The sequence below is a fragment of the Micromonospora coxensis genome (assembly GCF_900090295.1).
Classification (GTDB): domain Bacteria; phylum Actinomycetota; class Actinomycetes; order Mycobacteriales; family Micromonosporaceae; genus Micromonospora; species Micromonospora coxensis.
Genome location: NZ_LT607753.1, coordinates 5673979 through 5691536, shown reverse-complemented (window position 1 = coordinate 5691536; position 17558 = coordinate 5673979). Strand labels below are relative to the sequence as shown.

Below are 17558 nucleotides of genomic sequence, written 5' to 3'. Positions count from 1 at the left end.
CGGGGTGTGGATCAAGGCCGCGTCGGAGCCGGCCCGCCCACCCTACCGATCACGCCCGACCGTCTCCACCGACCACGCCGGTGGAGACGAACGCCACCCGCCGGCGGCCGGGAGGCAGTGTGTCGACCCCGTCCGGCGATGACCTTCCGGCCCGCCCGGCCCCGCGTGCGACACCGCCCACGGGCCGCCGAGGTGCGCCACGATCCGCACGGTCGGCGAGGCCGTCGCGGACACCGTCCGGCCGGCGCGTCCCCTGCACGCAGGGTCGGTTCGCCGACTCGGCGCCGCTCGGGCCGGGGCGAGCGCCCTACCCTCGACGGGACCACCCACCGGCGGACGGGGACCCGACATGCTCCTCGCGGACGACATCGACGAGCTGGCCCGGGCTGCCGCGCGGGGCGAGCCGGGCGCGGTCGACGCCCTGCTCACGGCGGTACGCCCCGAGGTGCTCCGACTCTGCGCCCGGCTGTTGCCGCACCGGGAGGACGCCGAGGAGGCCTGCCAGGACGCCCTGCTCGCGCTCGCGCGGGGCATCGGCGGCTTCGAGGGGCGCTCGTCGTTCCACACCTGGCTCTACCGGCTCACCGCCAACCGGGCCCGCTCGACGTACCGGGGGCTGCGCCGGCGCTGGCTGGTCGAGTCGGGCGGGGCGCCGTTGCCCGATCCACCCGATCCCCGGCGGACCAGTGTGGTCGCCGGCACCCGGCTGGACCTGCTCGACGCGCTCGACTCGGTACGCCCGGAACTGGCCGAGGCGCTCACCCTGCGCGACGTGCTCGGGCTGACCTACCGGGAGATCGCCGCCCTGGCGGACGTGCCGGAGGGGACCGCGAAGTCCCGCGTACACCTGGCCCGCCGGCAGGTCCGGCAGCGGTTGTCCGATGACTGAGCCCGGCCGCCGACGGGCCCGCCTGGCGGCGGTGCTGGTCCTGCTGGTGCCGCTGGCGGCCTGCGGCCAGCAGCCGGTCGCCCCGTTGCCGGTGCTCCCGCCGACCGCCGCGGCCACCGGCCCGGCGACCCCGGTCACCGCGTCGGCGTCCGGTCCGGAGACCCCGGCCACCCTCGCGGCGACGCGTCGGCCGCCCGCGCCGGTCCGTCCCGGCCCCACCGGCCGCGGCACCCCCACGCCCTCGCCGACCCCCCGACCGAGCGCCTGTCTCGGCCCGGTCCGCTACGACCTGGTCCTCGCCGACACCGAACTGTCGCAGTTCCGGTCGCTCTGCCTGACCGTCGGTGGGGTGCTGCGCATCCAGGGCATCGGCCCGGGCGAGGTCACGGTGGACCGGGAGGAACTGGTCTCCCAGCACTACGAGGCGGGGGTGGTGGACATCCGGTTCGTCCGGGCCGGCACGGTCGCGGTGCGCATCCCGCGCGACGGGGTGCCGCACACCGTCACCGTGGTGGCGGTCCCGGCCTGACCGCCCCGCCGGGCCGGCCGCCACGGGACGGGTGGCAAGCCGGCTACGTCGGGCGCACCCGGATCCCGGCCAGCAGCGCGTCGACGAAGTCCGTCCCGCTGCCCGACGGCGGGGCGACCTGCACGTAGAGCAGGGCGTCGCCATCCACGGCCAGCCCGGCCGCCTCGACGAGCACCGGCCGCCCGGCCGGGCAGGCGTACCGGGCCACCACCCAGTCGACCCCGGCCCGGCGGGTACGCCGTAGCGGCGCGGCCACGCAGTCCGCGTGCGGGCGCTCGGCCACGAACCCCTCGGGAGTGGTGCGCCGGGCGGCGCCGGTGGAGAGGCCGACGAAGGCCCCCGGCACGTCCGGGTCGGCCGCCCACCGGTCCGGATCGGCCGCGAGGACCAGCGCCGGTTCGAGCTTCCCGTCCGCGCCGTACTGCCCGGCCCAGCCGCTGCCGGCGGCCCGCCAACCCGCCGGCAGCGCGACGCTGAGCGGCCCGCTGACGCCTCGGGCGCCCTCCGGGCGGCCGGAGCCGGCGTCCCCGGCGACGACTGCCAGCGTGCCGAGCAGCACGGCACCGGCCAGGCCGAACCGGCGGGCCGGCCGGCGTCCGGTGGGGACCGGGCTGCCGGTGACTCCGTCGACGGTGGTCGCGGCGCGCCCCAGCGCCGCCCGGAAGGCGTCGGCGTCCGGGTAGCGGTCGGCCGGGCGCGGGGCCGTGGCCCGGCGCAGCACCGCCGACACCGCCACCGGTACGCCGTCGGGCCACGCCGCGGCGGGGGCGTGGTCGGGGTGCCGGTCGAGCAGCCGCAGCCCGAGCCGGCCGAGCCCGAACACGTCGCTGCGGGGGTCGACGACGGCGAGCGCGTCGTCCTGCTCCGGGGCCATGTACCCGGGTGTCCCGGCGCGGGCGGTCAGTCCGGACGCGGCGGCGAGGGCCTTGGCCAACCCCAGGTCGGCCACGAGCACCCGCACACCGTCCGGTGCGGTGGCGAAGAGGATGTTGCCCGGCGTCAGGTCGCGGTGGACCACCCGCTGCCGGTGCAGGACCGCGACCCCGGCGGCGATCTCGCCGAGCAGTTCCAGCGCGTCCGCCGCCGGGAGCGGCCCGGCGGCCAGCCGGTCCCGCAGGCTGCCGCCGTCGGCCCAGGCCAGCACCGCGTACGGCCGGCCGTCGGCCAGCTCACCGACGGCGTGCACCCGGACCAGTCGGGGGTGGTCGAGCCGCCGCAGCAGCCGGGCCTCGTCCAGGAACCGTTCCCGCACCCGTACGTCGTGGCTCCAGTTCTCGGCCAGCACCTTGATCGCCACCCGGGCGTCGAGGACGGGATCGTGGCCGAGCCAGACGGTCGCGAAGGAGCCCGTGCCGAGCAGTCGTTCGATCCGGTAGGGCCCGATCCACTCCGGAGCGCCCATCGCCCACCCCCGTCGGCAGTTCCCGCTGCGACGGTAACCGGCGGGCCCGGGTCACGGCAGCCGCCGCGGAGCGGGCCGGCCCGCGGCGGATCGACGAGCTGTCGGAGACCCGACGAACCGATCCGGCCGGCGCGGAGACCAACAGGATGACCGACCCGTGTCACCGAATGGAGTGCCGTCATGAACCGTCTTCCCCGCACTGTCCTCGCCGGCGCGCTGGTCCTCGGCGCCGTCGTGCCGACCGCCGCCGGCCCGGCCGCCGCCGCAGTCGACGCGCGGCCCGGCGCCGCCACCGCGAGCCGGTGCGTCGTCGCGCCGGTCGGCGTCACCGCGCCGCGTCCCGGGACCGCCGGCGTCGACCTCCGGACCCCCGTGGCCACCGCCGGCCGGACCGCGTCGCCGGGGGGTGCCGCGGCCCGTGCCGCCACCGGGACCGAGGTGCTCAGCGTCCGGGGCGCCGGCCCGTTCCGGATCGGCGCGCGGCTGTCCCGACTGTCGGCGGCCGGCCTGATCGACTGGACTGTCGTCGAGTGCGACGGCGTGGTCCGCGCCGGCGTCACCGGCGAGTGGGCGGGTGTGGTGCTGCTCGCCTTCCGGCACGGACGGCTGGTGGAGGTGGGCACGGCCACCGCGCCGCCGCGTTCACCGGCGGGGGCGGGCGTCGGCATGTCCTTCGCCGACCTGGAGGCGATCTACGGCCGCCGGGGGTCGATGATCCGCAACGACGCCGGCACCGCCTCGGCGTACCTGGTGCGGTTCGGCACCCGGGTGGAGCTGTTCACCGGGCACCCGATCCGTCCCGGGGTCGGCTACTTCCAGGTCGGACCGGCGGACTTCGTCGAGCGCCGGTTCCGGCAGGGCTGCTCCTGCTGAACCGCGCGGACCGGGGGCGCCGGCTCGCCGCCGGCGCCCCCGGTCCGTCGCGCCCAGGGTCCGGACTCCCCTCCCCGGCCACAATGATGCAGCGGTGGAAAATGCTGTGTAGCGCACACTATGGTGTGAAGCATGGTTAGCGACGAGATCCTGCGGACCCACCTCCAGGAGTTGCGCCGCGGCACCGTCGTGGTGGCGAGCCTGGTCGCCCTGCGGCACCCCGACTACGGCTACGCGCTGCTCCAGCGCCTGAGCGCACACGGCTTCCCGGTCGACGCCAACACGCTGTACCCGCTGCTGCGCCGGCTGGAGGAGCAGGGGTTGCTGACCAGCGAGTGGAACACCGAGGAGAGCCGGCCGCGCAAGTTCTACCGGACCAGCGCCGACGGCGAGGCGGTCCTGGCACGCCTGCTCGACGACCTCGCCGCCGTGCAGACCTCCGTCACCGGGCTTATCGAAGGAGTGGAGCGATGACCTCCCTGACCGACCGCTACGTCGCCGCGACCCTGCGGACGGTGCCCGCGCCGCGCCGCGCCGAGATCGCCGACGAGCTGCGTGCCTCCATCGGGGACATGATCGAGGGGCGCACCGCCGCCGGGCAGGACGCCGACCTCGCCGAACGGGAGGTGCTCACCGAGCTGGGCCACCCGGACCGGCTCGCCGCCCGCTACGTCGACCGGCCGTTGCAGCTCATCGGTCCGGCGTACTACCTGGTCTGGCAGAGCCTGCTGCGCCGGCTGCTCACCGTGATCCCGGCCCTGGTCGGCGTGGTGGTCGGGGTGCTCAAGGCGACCGTCGGCGACGAGCCGGAGGCGGCGGTCGGGGCCGGCATCGTCGCGGCCCTGCAGACCGGTGTGCAGATCGCCTTCTGGGTGACGCTCAGCTTCGCCGTGCTGGAACGCACCCGCACCCCGCTCACGCTGCCCGAGTGGAGCCCCGACCAGCTGGCCGAGACGCCGGCGGAACGGGACGTGAAACTGAGCGACACCTGCGCCTCGATCGCCTTCCTGCTGATCACCCTGGCGTTCCTGCCCTGGCAGCACCTGCGCTCCTGGGTCTCCGACGCCGACGGCCGGAGCCTGCCGCTGCTCGACCCGGCACTGTGGACGTCCTGGCTGCCGGTGCTCGCCGCCGTGCTGGTCCTGTCCATCGGCCTGGAGCTGGTGAAGTACCGCCTCGGCGGCTGGACCTGGCGGCTGGTCGGCCTCAACCTCCTGCTCGACCTGGCGTTCGCCGTGCCGCTGATCTGGCTGCTGGCCACCGAGCGGCTGCTCAACCCGGACCTGGTCGACCGGTTCGCGTGGCTGCGCGAGGGCGGGCTGGAGACGGTCGGCCGGGTGACGATCGTGGTCGTCGTGGTCATCACCGTCTGGGACGTCGTCGAGAGCGTGGTCAAGGCCCGCCGGCACACCCGCTGACCGGCTCGCCACCCGGCCCGGCCCGCGTACGCGGCGGGCCGGGTCGGCGGGTCACCGGACGGGGACGTGGTCCCAGCCCGCCGGCAGCGCCGGCACCGGCCAGGACGGGTCGGGCCGCCAGTCGGCCCAGCCCGCGTCCCACCAGCGCTCCCCCGCGTCGAGCAGGGCGGCGATCCGGTCGCCCTCGGCCCGGATGGCGGCCTCCATGCCCGGGTACCGCCCCTCCACCAGGCGCTGTGCGAACATCTCGACGTCCTTCCAGACGTACCGGTCGGCGTCCGCGGGCCACCACAGGTCGAGTTCGTGGTCGAGGGTGTCCACCCCGATCGGGGTACGCCGCAGCGGGTCCTGGAGGTTGAAGTACCAGCCGGCGAAGGCGCGCTGCTCGCCGGTCCAGAAGACGTCGACCGAGTGCGCCTCGCCCGGGCGCTGGAGCATCAGCTTGCCGTGGCCCGACCAGGCGGTGTGCCCGGCGATCTGCCAGGGATGCCGGCCGCACGGGAAGGAGCCGTGCTCGGGAAAGCCGAACTCGGCGCCCGGCGGCAGGTAGAGCGCGAACAGGTCGGCGGAGTCCTCGACGCAGATCGTCGGGCAGCCGAACCACACCTCCCCGCGCAGCACCTCGCGCCGGACGACCACGTCGCCCGGCGCGAACCGCGTGCCGGTCACCGGGACGCTCAGCCGACCGCCGCCATGATCTCGTCGGAGACGTCGAAGTTGGCGTAGACGTTCTGCACGTCGTCGCAGTCCTCCAGCACGTCGATCAGCTTGAAGATCTTGCGGGCGCCCTCCTCGTCCAGCGGCACGTTCACGCTGGGGATCAGGGACGACTCGGCCGACTCGTACTCGATGCCGGCGTCCTGCAGGGCGGTGCGGACGGCGATCAGGTCACCCGGCTCGGAGACCACCTCGTACGCCTCACCGAGGTCGTTGACCTCCTCCGCGCCGGCGTCGAGGACCGCCATCATCACGTCGTCCTCGGTCGTGCCGGCCTTGGGGACGATCACCACGCCCTTGCGGGAGAACATGTACGACACCGAGCCGGCGTCGGCGAACGAGCCGCCGTTGCGGGTCAGCGCGGTCCGCACCTCGGTCGCGGCGCGGTTGCGGTTGTCGGTGAGGCACTCGATCAGCAGCGCGACGCCGTTCGGGCCGTACCCCTCGTACATGATCGTCTGGTAGTCGGCGCCGCCGGCCTCCAGACCGGAGCCGCGCTTGACCGCGCGGTCGATGTTGTCGTTGGGGACCGAGTTCTTCTTGGCCTTCTGGATGGCGTCGTACAGCGTCGGGTTGCCCGCCGGGTCGCCGCCGCCGGTGCGCGCCGCGACCTCGACGTTCTTGATCAGCTTGGCGAACATCTTGCCGCGCTTGGCGTCGATGACGGCCTTCTTGTGCTTGGTGGTCGCCCACTTTGAGTGGCCGGACATCTGTTACCTCCGTTGCTACCGTCGTCCGCATCGACCGCACCGCGCACGCCCGGTTCCCGCCGGCGCACGCGGACGGTGCCGGTCAGCCCTGCGGGAAGCCGTGGCGGGCAGATGGCCCTGCCGAATCTCGGCAATCCTACCGACGTCCGGCCGGCCGGTGTCATCCGCCGCGCGTCGCGGTGCCGCCCCGCCCGCCCTTACCAGGACAGACGGGGCGAAACCGCGATCGGGTCAGCGCGCGGCTCCGGGCCGCGACCGGCGCCCGCGACGGGCCGGGCGGCCCGGCGTGCTCACCCCACCCGCGCCGGCTCGCCGGCCGTCGCACGCAACGCCCGTGACCAGCTCACGACCTCGGCCAGCATCGTCACCAGCGCCTCCTCCCGCTCGCCGGCCGGGGCGATCCGGCCTGCCGTCGGGTCGCCCGGCTGCGCCTGGGAGAAGTCGAAGTCGGTGAAGAGCGACAACGACACCCGGGTCGGCACCACCGCCACCCGCACCTCACCGAGGACCGCCTGCAGGTGGTCGCCGGCCCGGTTGCCGCCCTGCACGCCGTAGTTCACCACCCCGGCGGCCTTGTCGTTCCACTCGGCGTACAGGTAGTCGACGGCGTTCTTCAGCGCCGCCGGGATCGACCGGTTGTAGTCCGGCGTGACGAACACGAAGGCGTCACAGCCGCCGACCACGGTCGACCAGCGCCGGGTGTGCGGGTGTCGGTAGTCGCCGAACAGCGCCGGCACCGGCTCGTCGAGCAGCGGCAGCTCCTGCTCGGCCAGGTCGACCAGCTCGACGACGGCGTCGCCGCCGCGTACGGCGGGGTGCCGCGACGCCACCTCGGTGACCCAGCCGGCCACGGCCGCGCCGCGCCGGCCGGGACGGGTGCTGCCCACGATCAGGCCGATCCGGACCGGCCCTGTTGTCTGTGCGTTCTGCATGACCCGATCGTCGGGGCGGGCCACCGCCGGTGGGGAGGCCGCGGTGAGCCTGGCCCCCGCAGGGCCACCCACCGGCACGGCGACGCTGCCAGACTGGGCCGGTGATGGACGGAGAGCTGGGGGCGTTCCTGCGCAGCCGCCGGGAGGCGACCCCGCCGGCCCGGGTCGGCCTGCCCGGGGGCGCCCGGCGGCGTACCCCCGGGTTGCGCCGGGCCGAGCTGGCGACGCTGGCGCAGGTCAGCGTGGAGTACCTGACCCGCCTGGAGCAGGGCCGCGACACCCGGCCCTCGCCGGAGATCCTCGCCGCGCTCGCCGACGCGCTGCGGCTGGACGACGCCGACCGCGAGCACCTGCGGCAGCTCGCCTCGGTCAACCACAACCGGCAGCTCTGCGCGGGCTGGCGGCCGTCGGTCTCGCGCACCGTGCGCCCCACCGTCCGCGCGCTGCTCGACGCTGTCCGGGACACCCCGGCGTACGTGGTCAACCAGCTCGCCGACGTGCTGGCCTGGAACGACCCGTTCGACCGGCTGGCCCGCCCGCTGGGGATGCTCGACGGGGCACGCCCCAACCTGACCTGGTACGTCCTCACCGACGAGCGGGCCCGGGACGCCTTCGACGACTGGGCGGGGGTGGCCGACCACCAGATCGCCGAGCTGCACCGGCTGCGCCGGGGCGACCCGGCCACCGACGCGTTCGCCGAGCGGCTGGCCCGGACGGTCGGCGCGCCGTTCACCGACCGCTGGCAGCGCCGGCCGGTGGCCGCCCCGGGGGCCGGGGAACGCGAGCTGCGCCACCCGGAGGTCGGCGCGCTGCGGCTGGCGTACGAGACCCTGGAACTCGCCGACGCCGCCCACCAGTGGCTGGTCGTGCACCTGCCCGCGGACGCCGCGACGGCGGCCCGGCTGGACCGGCTGCTCGACCGGCGGCCCGGCCGACTGCGCGCCGTCACCGGCTGAGCCAGGTCACCGGTCACCGGCCGGGTCACGTCACGGGCTGAACCGCCCGCACCGGGGTGGCCGTCCGGCACGTGTGTGGCCGCGCGGCACCAGTAGGGCCGCCGGCGCCGGTGCCGACGCCCGGTGGGGCGGCCGGCCGTGGCCGCAGCCGGATCGGTGGGGCCCTGCCGAGCAGGACCCCACCGTCGCTCAGGCCGCGCGGACCAGGTCCACGAAGTACCGGTGCAGCCGCAGGTCGCCGGTGAGCTCGGGGTGGAACGAGGTGGCCAGCAGGTTGCCCTGCCGGACCGCGACGATCCGGTCGGCGGCCGGCCCGTCGCCGACCCGACCCAGCACCTGCACGCCCGCGCCGACCCGCTCGACCCACGGGGCCCGGATGAACACGGCGTGGAACGGCTCGCCCTCGACCCCGGTGATGCGCACCGGCGCCTCGAACGAGTCGACCTGCCGGCCGAACGCGTTGCGCCGCACGGTCATCTCGATGCCGGCGAAGCCGCGCTGGTCCGGCCGGCCGTCCAGGACCTCGCCGGCCAGCATGATCATGCCGGCGCAGGAGCCGTAGACCGGCATCCCGCCGGCGATCCGCTTGTCGATCGGCTCGCGCATCTCGAAGATGTCGACGAGCTTGCTGATGGTGGTCGACTCGCCGCCGGGGATGACCAGCCCGTCGACCGCGTCCAGCTCGGTCGGGCGGCGGACCGGGCGGGCGTCCGCACCGGCGCCGGCCAGGGCCGCCACATGCTCCCGGACGTCACCCTGAAGGGCGAGCACACCGATGGTCGGCGCGTCGCTCATGCGCGTCGTCCTCTCGTCGTCGACCGGGCCGGTGCCGGGCGTCGACCGCCCGGCGCCGGCCGCACGGTCACCGTTGCCTCCACCGTTCGCGACTGCGGGGCTCGCAGGACCGGCTCACTCCTCGCGCTCACCAGCCCCTCGTCCGTTCGCGACTGCGGGGCTCGCAGGACCGGCTCACTCCTCGCTCACCAGCCCCGCTCGGCCAGGCGGTGCGGCTGCGGGATCTCGTCGACGTTGATGCCGACCATCGCCTCGCCCAGGCCGCGGGAGACCTTGGCCAGCACGTCCGGGTCGTCGTGGAAGGTGGTGGCCTTGACGATCGCGGCGGCCCGCTGCGCCGGGTTGCCGGACTTGAAGATGCCGGAGCCGACGAAGACGCCCTCGGCGCCGAGCTGCATCATCATGGCGGCGTCGGCCGGGGTGGCGATGCCGCCCGCGGTGAAGAGCACCACCGGCAGCTTGCCGGTCTGGGCGACCTCCTTGACCAGCTCGTACGGCGCCTGCAGTTCCTTGGCGGCGACGAAGAGCTCGTCCTCCGGCAGGGACTGCAGCCGGCGGATCTCCTGGCGGATCTTGCGCATGTGGGTGGTGGCGTTGGAGACGTCGCCGGTGCCGGCCTCGCCCTTCGAGCGGATCATGGCCGCGCCCTCGGTGATCCGGCGCAGCGCCTCGCCGAGGTTGGTGGCCCCGCAGACGAAGGGGACGGTGTACGCCCACTTGTCGATGTGGTTGGCGTAGTCGGCCGGGGTCAGCACCTCGGACTCGTCGATGTAGTCGACGCCGAGCGACTGGAGGATCTGGGCCTCGACGAAGTGGCCGATGCGGACCTTGGCCATGACCGGGATGGAGACGGCGGCGATGATGCCGTCGATCATGTCCGGGTCGCTCATCCGGGAGACGCCGCCCTGCGCGCGGATGTCGGCGGGCACGCGCTCCAGGGCCATCACGGCGACCGCGCCGGCGTCCTCGGCGATCTTGGCCTGCTCGGGGGTGACCACGTCCATGATCACGCCGCCCTTGAGCATCTCGGCCATGCCGCGCTTGACGCGGGCGGTGCCGACGACCGGGGTGGCGGTGGCGCTCGGGGAGGTGGATTCGGGCACGGGTTATCGCTCCTCGGACGTTCGGGGGCTGGCTAGTGCGATGCTACGACGGCCTCAACGCCACTCCGACAGCCAATCAGACCCACGGTGGCCTGCTCTGTGGCCGTCGTCACCGGCCTGTCGCAGGCCAATCCGGATGCCGGAACCGGTCGACGGGGACGGCTCGGCACGAACCGGACCGGTCAGCTCGCCGCGGCCTCGGCGGGGACCGTGAGGGTGGGGTCGTCGACGTCGAAGTAGCGCGGCCACTGCTGCCCGCGCCCCATCCGGAACAGCCGCACCACGGGGCGGCTGCGGGCGGCCCGGGCGTCCCGGACGAGGTCGGTGTGCACCTGGCGGGCCAGGGCCAGCCGCCGGCTCGCCGCGATCACCGCCTCGCAGGCCGGGTCGGTCGGGTCCAGGGTGATCGCGCGCAGCTGGCGGGTGAGGTCGTTCTCGGCGGCCTCGCGCTCCTCCGGGGCGGCGTCCAGGGCGATCCGCGCCGCCGCGTACAGCTCGACGCCGTAGCGCTTCTCGGCCAGCACCGCGGCGGCCGCCGCGCGGCGCAGCAGGTGCGCGTCGAGCGCCCGGGCCGCCGACTCCGCCCGGGCCTGCAACCGGGCGACCCGCCCGGCCGTCCAGACCAGGTACACGACGACCAGGGCCACCACGACGGTGGCGCCCAGCGCCCACCACAGGTGCGGCATGGTCGTGTTCACACCGCCCCGCCCAGTCCCGCCCACTCCTGGTCGATGACCCGGCCGTCGGTGGCCTCGATCGCCGCCGCGTACACCTCCAGCACCCGGCGGGCCACCACGGGCCAGTCGTAGTGCGCCACCACCTGGTCGCCGCAGGCGGTCAGCGCGGCCCGCTGCTCCGCGTCGTCGAGCAGCTCGGCCAGGACGGCCCGCAGGGCCGTGGCGTCGCCGGTGGGGAAGAGCCGCCCGGCCCGCCCGCCGTCGAGCACCCGCCGGAACGCGTCCAGGTCGCTGGCGACCACGGTCGCGCCCGCCGCCAGCGCCTCGGTGAGGATCATCCCGAAGGACTCACCGCCGGTGTTCGGGGCGACGTAGAGGTGCAGGCTGCGCAGCATCCGCGCCTTCTCCGGCTCGGGCACCATGCCGAGGAAGGTCACCCGGTCGCGCAGCTCGGCCGGGAACCGGCCGTACAGGTCGTCCGGGTCGCCCGGGCCGGCCACCAGCAGGCGCAGCCCGGGCCGGTGCGGGGCCAGCGCGACGAAGGCGTCCCGCAGGATCGGGAAGCCCTTGCGGGCCTCGGTGAACCGGCCGAGGAAGCCGATCGTGCCGCCCGTGCCCGGCCCGCACTCCCCCGGCCAGCCGGGCAGCGGCTCCACCCCGGCGAACTTCGCCACGGCGACCCCGTTGGGGATCTCCACCGCGCCACCGTCCATGTGCTCGACCTGCACCTTGCGGGCCAGCGCGCTGACCGCGATCCGGGCGGTGATCCGCTCCAGCACGATCTGCAGCACGCCCTGGGCGGCGGCGAGCACCCGGGACCGGGTCATCGCGGTGTGGAAGGTCGCCACCACCGGGCCCCGGGCGGAGAGCACGGCGAGCATCGACAGGCTCAGCGTGAGCGGCTCGTGCACGTGCAGCACGTCGAAGTCGCCCCGGATGATCCACCGGCGGACCCGCGCCGTGGAGACCGGCCCGAACGCGATACGGGCCACCGAGCCGTTGTACGGCAGCGGCACCGCCCGCCCCGCCGACACCACGTACGGCGGCAGCGGCGAGTCCTCGTCGGCCGGGGCGAGCACGCTCACCTCGTGGCCGAGCCCGATCAGCGCCTCGGCGAGGTCCATGACGTGGTTCTGCACCCCACCGGGGACGTCGAAGGAGTACGGGCACACGATGCCGATCCGCATTGCGCCCGCTCCCTCAGTTCGTCCCGGTGGTGGTCGGCGGCTGCGCCGAGGGGCGGGAGCCGCCGTCGGTCGCCGCGCGCTGATCCAGCCACATCCGCTGCAACATGTGCCAGTCTTCCGGATGGCGGGCGATCCCGGCCGCCAGACCGTCGGCAATCCGCTGGGTGACCGTACGCACCCGCGCGTCCAGCGGGGCGGAGTCCGGGTCGGGCAGCGGCAGCGGACCGGAGATCGAGGCGCACGCGGCGTCCGGCTCGTACCACATCGAGGCGACGTAGAGGGGCGCGCCGGTGCGCAGGGCCAGCAGCGCCGGCCCGGCCGGCATCCGGGTCCGGCCGCCGAAGAAGTCGACCTCGATGCCCCGGGAGGAGAGGTCCCGGTCGGCCAGCAGCGGCACCACCGTGCCGGCGCGCAGCCGGTCCACCAGCACGTCGAAGGCGGGACGCGGACCACCGTGGGTGGGCAGGATCTCCATGCCCAGCCCCTGCCGGAAGGCGAGGAACCGCTCGTAGAGGCCCTCGGGCCTGAGCCGCTCGGCGACCGTGGTGATCGGCCAGCCGGTGGCCGCCACCCAGGCGCCGGCCGCGTCCCAGTTGCCGGCGTGCGGCAGCGCCACCACCGCGCCCCGCCCGGAGGCCACGTCGGCGGAGAGCTGGTCGACCCCCGCCGGGGCCAGCCGGAACCCGGCCAGGATCTCGGCGCGGCTCAACGCGGGCAGCCGGAACGCCTCCATCCAGTACCGGGCGTACGAGCGCAGCCCCCGCCGGACGAGGTCGTCCAGCTCGGCCTCGGGCAGGTCGGGGCCGACCACCCGGCGCAGGTTGGCGCGCAGTCGGGCCGTACCCCCGCCGCCGGCGCGGTGCGCGCGGTCGGCGCCCGCCCGGAACGCCGCGGCCACGACGGGCCGGGGCAGCGCCCGGACCACGCGCCACCCGGCGACGTAGCCGAGCTCGGTGAGGTTCACTCCCGGCCGACCCGCTGGGCCTGCCGGTACACGAAGGCCATCCGCTGCCCCACCGTGAAGATCGAGACGGCGGCGAGCAGCCAGAGCGCGATCTCCAGGGCCGGGTCGACGCCGAGGCCGGTGAGCAGACCGCCCACCCCGACGATGAGCAGCCGCTCGGTGCGCTCGGCGATGCCCACGTCGCCGCTCATGCCGAGCCCCTCGGCCCGGGCCTTGACGTAGGAGACCAGCCCGCCGGCGGCGAGGCAGAGCAGCGCGGCGGCCACCCCCGAGTGGTTGCCCTCGGTGGCCAGCCAGTACGCGACCGCGCCGAAGACGGCGCTGTCGGCGATCCGGTCCATGCTCGAGTCGAGGAAGGCCCCGAACCGGGTGGAGCCGCCGCTCATCCGGGCCATCGTCCCGTCGAGCAGGTCGGTGAGCGCGAAGACGGTCACGATCAGGGCGCCGGCGACCAGGTGGCCGCGGGCGCCGAAGCCGAGGGCGCCGACGAGCACGCCGAGGGTGCCGGTCACGGTGACCGCGTTGGGGGACACGCCCGCGCGGAGCAGGCCGCGCGCGACCGGCTCCACGACGCGGGTCATCCCCGCGCGGGCCGTCACTTGGAAGATCTTCGCCATGGCGGTCCCACGATAACGGCCGGCACCCGGCGGCGATACGGCCACCTCGTCCGACCCGCGTGGCGGAGGCTTGTGCCGCGTCGGCAACGGGTGTGAGATCGAGTGTGGGAGGTGAGCCAGTTCACCGACCGAACGGCCGGACTACCCGTCGTCCAGGAGAGCACCGGAGGATATCGCCGCGGCACCCGCCCCGGGCCCGCTTCCCGTCGCGCGCGGCGGTCGCCACCAACCACGGCTGAGGGAGGTGCGCCGCGATGGCGCAGAAGAACCAGGAGAAGGGTGTCACCGGCGGCGCGCCGGTGGTGACCGAGCCCGGCAGGGTTCGCAACGTGGTGCTCGTGGGGCACTCCGGGGCGGGCAAGACGACCCTGGTCGAGGCGCTGCTCGCGGCCAGCGGCACGATCGGCCGGGCCGGCACGGTCAGCGACGGCACCACCGTCTGCGACCACGACCCCGCGGCGGTACGCCAGCAGCGCTCGGTGAGCCTGGCGTGCGCGCCGCTCGTGCACTCCGGCGTCAAGGTCAACCTCCTGGACACCCCCGGGTACGGCGACTTCGTCGGTGAGCTGCGGGCCGGGCTGCGCGCCGCCGACGCCGCGCTGTTCGTGGTCTCCGCCGTCGACGGGATGGACATGGCCACCGCCGCCCTCTGGGAGGAGTGCGCCGCGGTGGACATGCCGCGCGCCGTGGCGGTCTCCCGACTGGACCACCCGCGCGGCGACTTCGACGAGGCGGTGGCGCTCTGCCAGCGGGTCTTCGGCGACAACGTGCTCCCGCTCTACCTGCCGATGCTCGGCGACGACGGCGAGTCGGTGGCCGGGCTGATGGGCCTGATCACCCGGCGGGTCTTCGACTACTCGGCGGGCCTGCCCGCGACGGTGCGCGAGCCGGACCCGGAGCACCTGCCGGCGATCCTGGAGGCCCGCAACGAGCTGATCGAGGGGATCATCGCCGAGAGCGAGGACGAGACCCTGATGGACCGCTACCTCGGCGGCGAGGAGATCGACACCGAGGTGCTCGTCACCGACCTGGAGAAGGCGGTGGCCCGGGGCCACTTCTACCCGGTGGTGCCGGTCTGCGCGGAGACCGGCGTGGGCCTGGACGTGCTGCTCGACGGCCTGGTCGCCGCGTTCCCGTCACCGCTGGAGCACGAGCTGCCCGCGGTCACCGGGGTGGACGGCTCCCCCCGCCCGCCGCTGAGCTGCGACCCGGACGGCCCGCTGGTCGCCGAGGTGGTCAAGACGACCGTGGACCGGCACGTCGGCCGGGTGTCCCTGGTCCGGGTCTTCTCCGGCACCCTCCGCCCCGATCTGGTGGTGCACGTCTCCGGGCACGGCATGGCCGAACGCGGACACCCCGACCACGACGCCGACGAACGGGTCGGGCACGTCTACAGCCCGCTGGGCGCGACGCTGCGCGAGGTGCCCGCCGCCATCGCCGGTGACATCTGCGCGATCACCAAGTCGGGCACCGCGGAGACCGGCGACACCGTCTCGGCCAAGGACGACCCGCTGCTGATCGCCCCGTGGGAGATGCCCGAGCCGCTGCTGCCGGTGGCGATCGTGGCGAAGAGCCGGGCCGACGAGGACGCCCTGGCCCGCAACCTGGGCCGGCTGGTCGCCGGTGACCCGACCCTACGGCTGGAGCGCAACCCGGAGACCCACCAGCTGGTGCTCTGGTGCATGGGCGAGGCGCACGCCGACGTCGTGCTCGACCGGCTGCGCACCGGCGGCGTGGAGCTGGAGACCGAGCCGGTCCGGGTGTCGCTGCGCGAGACGCTCACCGCGCCCGCCCGGGGGCACGGCCGGCACGTCAAGCAGTCCGGCGGCCACGGCCAGTACGCCGTCTGCGACATCGAGGTGGAGCCGCTGCCCCGGGGCACCGGCTTCGAGTTCGTCGACAAGGTGGTCGGCGGGGCCGTCCCGCACAACTACATCCCCTCGGTGGAGAAGGGCGTGCGGGCGCAGATGGAGCGTGGCCTGGTCGCCGGCCACCCGGTGGTGGACCTGCGGGTCACCCTGGTCGACGGCAAGGCGCACAGCGTCGACTCCTCCGACGCGGCGTTCCAGACCGCCGGGGCCCTGGCGCTGCGCGACGCCGCCGAGAAGGGGCAGCCGACGCTGCTGGAGCCGGTGGACGAGGTGACCGTCCGGGTGCCCGACGGCTCGGTCGGCGCGGTGATGGGTGACCTGTCCGGCCGACGCGGCCGGGTGCTCGGCACCGAACCGGACCCCGATGCCGAGGGACGCACCCTGGTCCGCGCCGAGGTGCCCGCCACCGAACTGCTCCGGTACGCCGTCGAGCTGCGCTCGATGACCTCCGGCACCGGCACCTTCCGCCGCGAGTTCGCCCGGTACGAGCCGATGCCCGCCCACCTCGCCGAGCAGGTCCGCAAGGAGCACACCACCCGCCCCTGACCCCTCCCACCCCACACCCCGCGCTGTCGCGCCCGCGCGTGTGCGTGCGACGCGCTCCTGGGCGCCGCGCGGCGCGGCGCGAAGGAGCGCGCGCCGCGCCCTTGCCCCTGCACTTTCAGAGAAAGAGTGGCTATTCCGCGTCGGATAGCCACTCTTTCTCTGAAAGAGCGCGGATGCCGGGGCGGAGCGGGGCGCGGGGTGGGGGGTGCGGGGTGGGGGGTGGGGGTGGAGGGGGTGGGGGTGGGTGGGTCAGGGGCGGATGGCGGGGATCGGGGGCATCGGCCAGTGCGGGCGGTCGGCGTCACGCAGGGCGGCGGCGCGCAGCCCGGCGAGCTGCCGTTCCACCTCGGCGAAGTGGTCCGGGGTGAGCGGGCCGAGGCGCAGCGCCGCCGCGTTCTCCTCGACCTGGGCGACGGTGCGGCAGCCGGGGATCGGCACGGTCCGCTCGCTGCGTGCCCAGAGCCAGCCCAGCGCGCCCTGGGCGAGGGTCCGGCCGTCGGCGGTCAGCGCGCCGCGCACCGCGGCGACCCGGCGCAGCCACTCCGGCGCGGGGCGGCCGCCCCGGAACCACTCCAGCCAGGTCGGGGCGAGGCCGCGCACGTCGTCGCGGGGCAGCGTCGACTCCGTCGTGTACTTGCCGGTGAGCAACCCCATGCCGAGCGGGCCCCGGTTGACGCTGGCCAGGTCGTGCTTGTCGCAGGCGGCCAGCATGGCCGGGGTGTCGCGCAGCACCGACAGGGTGTGCTGCACGGCGGTGGCGCGCGGCGCCGCCTCGGCGAACGCGGCGATCCGGTCGGCCCGGTCGGTGCTCCAGCCGTACGCGCGGATCAGTCCGTCGGCGACCAGGTCCTCCAGGGTGCCGAGCAGCGCCTGCACCCGAGGCAGCGGCAGGTCGCCCAGGTGCAGTTGGTAGAGGTCGATCCGGTCGGTGTCCAGCCGGCGCAACGAGTCGACGACCGCCCGGCGCAGGTACGCCGGGGAGGCGTCCTCGCCGGTGGCCTGCCGGGTGCGCTCGTCGAACGTGTAGCCCCACTTGGTGGCGATCACCGCCTCGTCCCGGCGGCCGGCCAGGGCCCGGCCGAGGATGCGCTCGCCGTGCCCCGCCCCGTACGTGTCGGCGGTGTCGAAGAGGGTCACGCCGAGGTCGAGCGCCCGGCGGACGGCGCGGACCGACTCCTCGTCGTCGACCCTGCCCCAGCCCAGCGGCCGGGTCCCCTCGGCCCAGGGACCACCGATCGCCCAGCACCCCATGCCGAGGGCGCTGACCTCGATGCCGCTGCGACCCAACGTCCGTGTCGTCACCGCCGCATCCTGTCATCTCCCGCGCCGGGACGGGCGGGAACGTCACCGACGGTGCAGGACCTACCACATG

The 17558-nt window shown here is 75.2% G+C and carries 18 protein-coding genes; 7 read left to right on the top strand and 11 right to left on the bottom strand.

The window, feature by feature from the left end:
- Window positions 1-349: 349 nt before the first annotated feature.
- Entirely contained in the window at window positions 350-889 is a 540-nt protein-coding gene (locus tag GA0070614_RS25980) for an RNA polymerase sigma factor (protein WP_088978413.1), read from the top strand.
- Entirely contained in the window at window positions 882-1418 is a 537-nt protein-coding gene (locus tag GA0070614_RS25975; RefSeq protein ID WP_088978412.1) for a hypothetical protein, read from the top strand. The genes GA0070614_RS25980 and GA0070614_RS25975 overlap by 8 nt, the downstream gene beginning before the upstream one ends.
- A gap of 43 nt (window positions 1419-1461) precedes the next feature.
- Here GA0070614_RS25975 and GA0070614_RS25970 read toward each other — a convergent pair whose 3' ends face one another.
- Window positions 1462-2820 carry a serine/threonine-protein kinase gene (locus tag GA0070614_RS25970; RefSeq protein ID WP_088978411.1) on the bottom strand — a complete coding sequence of 453 codons (1359 nt, stop codon included), beginning with the start codon at window positions 2818-2820 and terminating at the stop codon, window positions 1462-1464.
- Window positions 2821-3000: 180 nt separating this feature from the next.
- Here GA0070614_RS25970 and GA0070614_RS25965 point away from each other — a divergent pair, with 180 nt between their 5' ends.
- From GA0070614_RS25965 to GA0070614_RS25955, 3 genes are all read left to right on the top strand, one after another.
- On the top strand, window positions 3001-3693 hold the full coding sequence (locus GA0070614_RS25965) for a hypothetical protein (protein ID WP_088978410.1): 693 nt from the start codon (window positions 3001-3003) through the stop codon (window positions 3691-3693).
- A 132-nt stretch (window positions 3694-3825) separates the two neighbouring features.
- A complete protein-coding gene (locus GA0070614_RS25960) occupies window positions 3826-4167 on the top strand; it encodes a PadR family transcriptional regulator (protein ID WP_088978409.1) in 342 nt (113 codons plus the stop codon).
- Window positions 4164-5111, top strand: a complete 948-nt coding sequence (locus GA0070614_RS25955; RefSeq protein ID WP_088978408.1) for a permease prefix domain 1-containing protein — start codon at window positions 4164-4166, stop codon at window positions 5109-5111. Before GA0070614_RS25960 ends, GA0070614_RS25955 begins: the two co-directional genes overlap by 4 nt.
- Before the next feature lie 51 nt (window positions 5112-5162).
- On the opposite strand, the gene GA0070614_RS25950 is transcribed toward GA0070614_RS25955, so the two are convergent.
- The 3 genes from GA0070614_RS25950 to GA0070614_RS25940 all read right to left on the bottom strand — a co-directional run bounded on the left by GA0070614_RS25950 (window position 5163) and on the right by GA0070614_RS25940 (window position 7470).
- Window positions 5163-5780, bottom strand: a complete 618-nt coding sequence (locus GA0070614_RS25950) for a DUF402 domain-containing protein (protein WP_088978407.1) — start codon at window positions 5778-5780, stop codon at window positions 5163-5165.
- Window positions 5781-5788: 8 nt separating this feature from the next.
- The gene (locus GA0070614_RS25945; protein ID WP_088978406.1) at window positions 5789-6538 is read right to left on the bottom strand and encodes a YebC/PmpR family DNA-binding transcriptional regulator; all 750 of its coding nucleotides are present in this window, start codon (window positions 6536-6538) and stop codon (window positions 5789-5791) included.
- 290 nt (window positions 6539-6828) lie between these two features.
- Window positions 6829-7470, bottom strand: a complete 642-nt coding sequence (locus GA0070614_RS25940; protein WP_088978405.1) for an NADPH-dependent FMN reductase — start codon at window positions 7468-7470, stop codon at window positions 6829-6831.
- 104 nt (window positions 7471-7574) lie between these two features.
- Here GA0070614_RS25940 and GA0070614_RS25935 point away from each other — a divergent pair, with 104 nt between their 5' ends.
- Window positions 7575-8426, top strand: coding sequence for a helix-turn-helix transcriptional regulator (locus GA0070614_RS25935; RefSeq protein ID WP_231933765.1), 852 nt, complete (start codon window positions 7575-7577; stop codon window positions 8424-8426).
- A 189-nt stretch (window positions 8427-8615) separates the two neighbouring features.
- On the opposite strand, the gene pdxT is transcribed toward GA0070614_RS25935, so the two are convergent.
- From pdxT to pgsA, 6 genes are all read right to left on the bottom strand, one after another.
- Window positions 8616-9221 (bottom strand): pyridoxal 5'-phosphate synthase glutaminase subunit PdxT, encoded by a 606-nt coding sequence (gene pdxT, locus GA0070614_RS25930; RefSeq protein ID WP_088978403.1) that lies wholly within the window; start codon window positions 9219-9221, stop codon window positions 8616-8618.
- Between the two features lie 185 nt (window positions 9222-9406).
- The gene (pdxS, locus tag GA0070614_RS25925; RefSeq protein WP_088978402.1) at window positions 9407-10324 is read right to left on the bottom strand and encodes a pyridoxal 5'-phosphate synthase lyase subunit PdxS; all 918 of its coding nucleotides are present in this window, start codon (window positions 10322-10324) and stop codon (window positions 9407-9409) included.
- A 182-nt stretch (window positions 10325-10506) separates the two neighbouring features.
- Complete coding sequence (locus GA0070614_RS25920) at window positions 10507-11010, bottom strand: hypothetical protein (RefSeq protein ID WP_088979675.1); 504 nt, start codon at window positions 11008-11010, stop codon at window positions 10507-10509.
- Between the two features lie 8 nt (window positions 11011-11018).
- On the bottom strand, window positions 11019-12188 hold the full coding sequence (locus GA0070614_RS25915) for a glycosyltransferase family 4 protein (protein ID WP_088978401.1): 1170 nt from the start codon (window positions 12186-12188) through the stop codon (window positions 11019-11021).
- Between the two features lie 13 nt (window positions 12189-12201).
- Window positions 12202-13152: a phosphatidylinositol mannoside acyltransferase gene (locus GA0070614_RS25910; protein WP_088978400.1), complete on the bottom strand. Its 951-nt coding sequence runs from the start codon at window positions 13150-13152 to the stop codon at window positions 12202-12204.
- Window positions 13149-13769: a phosphatidylinositol phosphate synthase gene (gene pgsA / locus GA0070614_RS25905; protein ID WP_088978399.1), complete on the bottom strand. Its 621-nt coding sequence runs from the start codon at window positions 13767-13769 to the stop codon at window positions 13149-13151. Before pgsA ends, GA0070614_RS25910 begins: the two co-directional genes overlap by 4 nt.
- Window positions 13770-14023: 254 nt before the next feature.
- Here pgsA and GA0070614_RS25900 point away from each other — a divergent pair, with 254 nt between their 5' ends.
- A complete protein-coding gene (locus GA0070614_RS25900) occupies window positions 14024-16186 on the top strand; it encodes an elongation factor G-like protein EF-G2 (protein WP_088978398.1) in 2163 nt (720 codons plus the stop codon).
- A 249-nt stretch (window positions 16187-16435) separates the two neighbouring features.
- Here GA0070614_RS25900 and GA0070614_RS25895 read toward each other — a convergent pair whose 3' ends face one another.
- A complete protein-coding gene (locus GA0070614_RS25895; RefSeq protein WP_088979674.1) occupies window positions 16436-17437 on the bottom strand; it encodes an aldo/keto reductase in 1002 nt (333 codons plus the stop codon).
- Window positions 17438-17558 lie beyond the last annotated feature (121 nt).